Source organism: Methylobacterium sp. V23, assembly GCF_002917135.1.
In the GTDB taxonomy this organism is placed as follows: Bacteria; Pseudomonadota; Alphaproteobacteria; order Rhizobiales; family Beijerinckiaceae; genus Methylobacterium.
Genome location: NZ_PDHT01000133.1, coordinates 1 through 1064, shown reverse-complemented (window position 1 = coordinate 1064; position 1064 = coordinate 1). Strand labels below are relative to the sequence as shown.

General features: G+C 72.5%; 1 protein-coding gene. It reads left to right on the top strand.

The annotated features are described in order from the left end of the window. Positions 1 to 1064: polysaccharide biosynthesis/export family protein (locus tag CRT23_RS27630; protein ID WP_103712644.1), on the top strand; the 1064-nt coding region annotated here is incomplete at both ends.

Sequence of the window (1064 nt, the reverse complement as noted above, 5' to 3'; positions counted from 1 at the left end):
TCGCTCCTCCCTGCGGCCGGACCGACGACGGGTGCGGTGGTGGAGGGGGCCGACATCGCGACGAGCGAGGGGACGTTCGCCCGCTACGAGATCGTGGACCTGTCGGCGGCCACGATCGAGGCCCTGCGCGGGCGTGCGCTGGACAGCCTGCTGGCCTCGTTCGGGGACCGGCGCCCGTCCCTCGAGGCCGTGATCGGGGTCGGCGACTACGTGGCCGTCTCGGTCTGGGAGGCCGGCTCGGGCGGGCTGTTCTCCGGGCCCCTGGTGGCCGACCGCTTCTCCGCCGGCTCCAAGTCCGCCCTGATCCCCGAGCAGGTGGTGCCCCGCGACGGGGCGATCAGCGTGCCCTATGCCGGGCGCATCCAGGTGGCCGGACGCCGGCCCCAGGACGTGCAGGCCCTCATCGAGACCGAGCTCGCCGGCAAGGCGATCCAGCCCCAGGTGCTGGTCTCGGTCACCAAGGCCATTTCCCAGACCGTCACCGTCACCGGCGAGGTGGTGGCCGGGGCCCGGGTGCCGCTCTCGGGCAAGGGCGACCGCCTGCTCGACGTGGTCGCCACCGCCGGGGGCGTGCGCGCACCGGTCAACGAGACCTTCGTGCGGCTGTCGCGCGGCCCGCAGACCGCCACGGTGCCGCTGACCACGGTGGTGTCGAACCCGGCCGAGAACATCTTCCTGCGTCCGGGCGACACCCTGACCCTGGTGCGCGATCCCCAGACCTTCCTGGCGGTGGGCGCGCTGGGCAACTCCACCGAGATCCCGTTCCAGGCCGAGGGCATCACCCTGGCCCAGGCCCTGGCCAAGGCGCGTGGCCTGTCCGACTTCCAGGCCGACCCCTCGGGCACCTTCATCTTCCGCTTCGAGCCGGCCGCGGTGGTGCGGCGCCTGAAGCCGGGCAGCCCGCTGCTCGGCACGCCCCTGGTGCCGGTGGTCTACCGGATCAACATGCGCGACCCCAACAGCCTGTTCCTGACCCAGGCCTTCCGCATGCGCAACCGCGACCTCGTCTACGTCTCCAACGCCCCCTTCACCGAGGTCCAGAAGGTCCTCTCCGTCTTCTCGAC